Raw genomic sequence first — 4,232 nt, 5'->3', positions numbered from 1 at the left:
CGCCGCCAGCAGGTGCTGGTCGAGGCGATCATCGTCGAAATCGGCGACACCGCGGCGCAGCAGCTCGGCGTGCAGCTCTTCCTCTCCGGCCTGCGCGGCTCGAACATCCCGTTCGCGATCACCAATTATTCCAACATCACCCCCAATATCGGCAGCATCGCCGGCGCGATCGCCGCGCGCGAGCTGGGCGGGACGACGACCACGGTCACGACCGGCACCGGATCGACCACGACGACCACGACCGGTCCGGGCGAGGATTTGATCGACGCCGCCTCGCAGGCGCTGGCGGGGATCAACGGAGGTCTCATCGGCGGCGCGATCCGCAATTCGAACGCGATCTTCGGCGCGATCATCAACGCGGTGCGCTCCGACAACCAGTCCAACCTGCTCTCGACCCCGTCGATCATGACCCTCGACAATCAGGAGGCGCGGATCCTGGTCGGCCAGGAAATCCCGATCACCACCGGCGAGGCCTTGAGCCCCAATTTCGACAATGCCTTCCGCACCGTCCAGCGCCAGAATGTCGGCATCACGCTCGAGGTCCGGCCGCAGATCAACGCCGGCGGCACGATCAAGCTCGACATCCGTCAGGAGATCAGCTCGATCGCCGGCCCGGTCTCGAACAATTTCCAGGATCTGATCCTCAACAAGCGCGAGATCGTGACCACGATCACCGTCGACGACGGCGAGATCGTCGGCATCGGCGGCCTGCTCGACGACAACGACCGCCGAACGCTCGATCGCGTTCCGGTGCTCGGCGACATTCCGATCATCGGCCAGCTCTTCCGCTCGCGCGGGCGGGCGCGCTCGCGGACCAATTTGATGGTCTTCATCCGGCCGACCATATTGCGCTCGGCCGCGGACGCGCGGGCGATGAGCGCGCGGCGCTACAATTATGCGCGCGGCCAGCAATTGCTCTCCAATCCGAATCGCGAGCCGACGCTCGACGAGCTGGTCCGCGACTATCTCGGCACGGTGCCGCCGAGCGTCGTCGAGCGGCAGCCCGAAGATTCGGTCGTCACGCCGGTCGAGCTTCCGGCGAGCGAAGTGCCGCCGCAATGAGGATCGCGCGAGGCGAGGAGGCCGATCTGGCCGAGCCGCCGGTCCGGGTGCCCTACGGCTTCGCGCGGCGGCATGGCCTGCTGCCGACCGGCGAGACCGACGGGCGACTCGACGTGGCGATGCGCGCGGGCGCTGACCCCAGGGCGCTGATCGAATTGCGGCGCTATCTGGCGCGGCCCTTCGCGCTGCACGAAGTGGATGCACCCGGCTTCGACCGTCTGCTTTCGGATCAATATGGCTCTGGCGCGGGCGTCGCCGCGGATGCCGCCGACTCGCTCGGATTCAACGACGATCTCGGCCATCTCGCCACGCATTTGCCGAGCGCGGACGATCTGCTCGACACCTCGGACGACGCGCCGGCGATCCGCCTGATCAACGGCATCATCGCCGACGCCGCGCGGCAAGGCGTCTCGGACATCCATATCGAGCCTTATGAAACCGGCCTAATCGTCCGGATGCGGATGGACGGCGTGCTGCGCGAGACGTTGCGCATGCCAGCCCACGTCGCGCCGGTGGTGGTCAGCCGGGTCAAGGTGATGGCCCGCCTCGACATCGCCGAGCGCCGGCTCCCGCAGGACGGACGGATCGGGCTGACGCTCGGCGGCAAGCTGATCGACGTGCGCGTCTCGACCCTGCCGAGCCGCGCGGGCGAACGCGTGGTGCTGCGCATCCTCGACAAGGAGAATGCCGGGATCGACCTCGACCAACTCGGCATGACCGCGGCGACCAAGGGGCTGTTCACCGATGCGCTGGGCGAGCCCAACGGCATCGTCCTCGTCACCGGCCCGACCGGATCGGGCAAGACGACGACGCTTTATGCGGGGCTCAAACTCCTCAACGACGGCACGCGCAACATCCTCACGGTCGAGGACCCGGTCGAATATGCGGTCGACGGCGTTGGCCAGACCCAGATCAACCCGCAGGTCGGACTGACCTTCGCCGCCGGGCTGCGCGCCATTTTGAGGCAGGACCCGGACACGGTGATGGTCGGCGAGATCCGCGACCGGGAGACCGCCGACATCGCCGTGCAGGCGGCGCTGACCGGGCATCTCGTGCTGTCGACCGTGCACACCAACGATTCGGTGGGCGCGATCACGCGGCTGAGGGACATGAAGGTCGAGCCCTTTCTGATCGCCTCGACGCTGCGCGCGGTGCTGGCGCAGCGACTGGTACGGCGACTTTGCCGGGAATGCCGCAAGCCGGTACAGGCGGCCGGCTCGCTCTCCGAGCTGCTCGGCATCGCGGCGGGTACGACGATCTACGAGCCGGGCGGCTGCGCGGCCTGCGGCGGGACCGGCTATAAGGGGCGGATCGGTCTGTTCGAGGCGGTGCGGGTGGATGACACGATCCGGCGGCTGATCAATGCGGGCGACGACGAGGCGGCGATCTCCGCGCACGCCTTCCGCGATTCGCCGACATTGGCTCAGGCGGCGCGGACGCTGGTGCTCGACGGGACGACCAGTCCGGAGGAAGCGGTGCGCGTCTCGCGCCACGAGGGCGACAATGCCTGATTTCGCTTATGTCGGGCTCGACACGGCCGGGCGCGAGCGGCGTGGCTCGGTGCGCGCCGACACGCAGGATGCGGCCAAGGCGCAGCTCGCCTCGCGGCGGCTCTATGTGGTGCGGATCGAGCCCGCGACCGAGGCCGCGGCGGCGCCCTTGCTGTCGCGCGGGCTGATCCGGCGCAGGAAGCTCGGCGCCAAGCAGCTCACCTTGTTCACCCGCCAGCTCGCCACCCTGATCCAGGTGGCGCCGCTCGAGGAGGCGCTGCGCACGCTCTCGCGCCAGTCCGAGCGCGAGGAGGTCAAACGCATCCTCGGCAATGTTCATGGCGGGGTGGTGGAGGGACGGCGGCTCGCCGACGCGATGGCGCGGGAGCCAAAAAGCTTCCCGCCGCTCTACCGGGCCATGGTCGCCGCCGGCGAGAGTTCGGGAACCTTGCCGCCCATTCTCGAGCGGCTGGCGAACCTGCTCGAGCGGCAGGCCGTGGTGCGCGGCAAGGTGCTCTCGACGCTCGCTTATCCGATCATCCTCGCGATCTTCGCGACCTTCGTCGTCTTCGCATTGATGATCTTCGTCGTGCCCAAGGTAGTCGAGCAGTTCGACGATGTCGGGCAGCAATTGCCCTTCCTCACGAGGGTGGTGATCGGCCTCTCCGATTTCCTCAGCAACTGGTGGTGGGCTTTGCTCCTGCTCGGCGCCGGGCTGGTCTTCCTTGCCGGGCGGGCGCTGAAGGAGGAGGGAATAAGGCTCAAGTTCGACTCGGCCTTGCTGCGCCTGCCTTTGATCGGGCGGCTGATCCGCGATCTCCACGCGGCGCGGATGGCGCGCACCCTGTCGGCGATGGTGGCGAGCCGGTTGCCTTTGCTCGAAGGTCTCAACCTCACCACGCAGACGGTGCACAATCGCGCGCTGCGCAAGGCCTCGGTCGAGATCGCCGAGAATGTGCGGACCGGCGGCAGCCTGTCCGGGGCGCTCAGGCGAGCGGGCGTTTTCCCGCCCTTGCTCGTCTATCTCGCCGCGTCTGGCGAGGCGTCGGGCCGGCTCGACATGATGCTCGAGCGCGCCGCCGACTATCTCGAGCGCGAGTTCGACGCCTTCACCGCCACCGCCTTGTCGCTGCTCGAGCCCGCGATCATCATCGTGATGGGCGCGATCGTCGCGGTGATCGTCCTTTCCATCCTGCTGCCGATCCTGCAGCTCGACACGCTCGCCGGAGGTTATTGAATGTTCGTCCCTCACTATCGTCATCCCGGCAAAGGCCGGGATCCCAGGACAAGAGGTCACGGCGCGTCTCGCCGAGACCCCGGCCTTCGCCGGGGTGACGGGCAGAAGCGGAAGCGCGAGGACGGGTTCACCCTCGTCGAGATGATGGTCGTGATCGTCATCATCGGCCTGCTCGCGACCATCGTGATCATCAACGTCATGCCGGCGGCGGACCGGGCGGCGGTGACCAAGGCGCGGGCGGACATTTCGGTGATCGATCAGGCCGTCCAGCTCTACCGGATCGACAACCTCCGCTATCCGACGAGCGAGGAAGGCATCCAGGCGCTGGTCACCGCGGGCCATCTCCGGCGGGTGGAGAACGATCCCTGGGGCCGGCCCTATCTTTACACCGCGCCGGGACAAGGCGGGCAGCCTTATGCGATCTCGACCCTGGGCGCGGACGG

General features: G+C 67.8%; 3 protein-coding genes and 1 pseudogene. All 4 read left to right on the top strand.

Annotated elements, in window-relative coordinates; genetic code table 11:
* Nucleotides 1-1,062 (top strand): annotated as a pseudogene (locus ACT4N8_RS09385) (type II secretion system secretin GspD); the annotation flags it as partial.
* Nucleotides 1,059-2,573, top strand: coding sequence for a GspE/PulE family protein (locus tag ACT4N8_RS09380; RefSeq protein ID WP_444857868.1), 1,515 nt, complete (start codon nucleotides 1,059-1,061; stop codon nucleotides 2,571-2,573). The pseudogene ACT4N8_RS09385 and the gene ACT4N8_RS09380, both read left to right, overlap by 4 nt.
* A complete protein-coding gene (gene gspF / locus ACT4N8_RS09375) occupies nucleotides 2,566-3,789 on the top strand; it encodes a type II secretion system inner membrane protein GspF (RefSeq protein WP_444857867.1) in 1,224 nt (407 codons plus the stop codon). Before ACT4N8_RS09380 ends, gspF begins: the two co-directional genes overlap by 8 nt.
* On the top strand, nucleotides 3,790-4,232 hold a 443-nt coding region (gspG, locus tag ACT4N8_RS09370), incomplete at its 3' end, for a type II secretion system major pseudopilin GspG (protein ID WP_444857866.1).

The organism is Sphingosinicella sp. (genome assembly GCF_052387495.1).
Lineage (GTDB): Bacteria > Pseudomonadota > Alphaproteobacteria > Sphingomonadales > Sphingomonadaceae > Allosphingosinicella.
The sequence above is the reverse complement of the archived record's forward strand: the minus strand, read 5'-3'. Positions and strand labels throughout refer to the sequence as shown.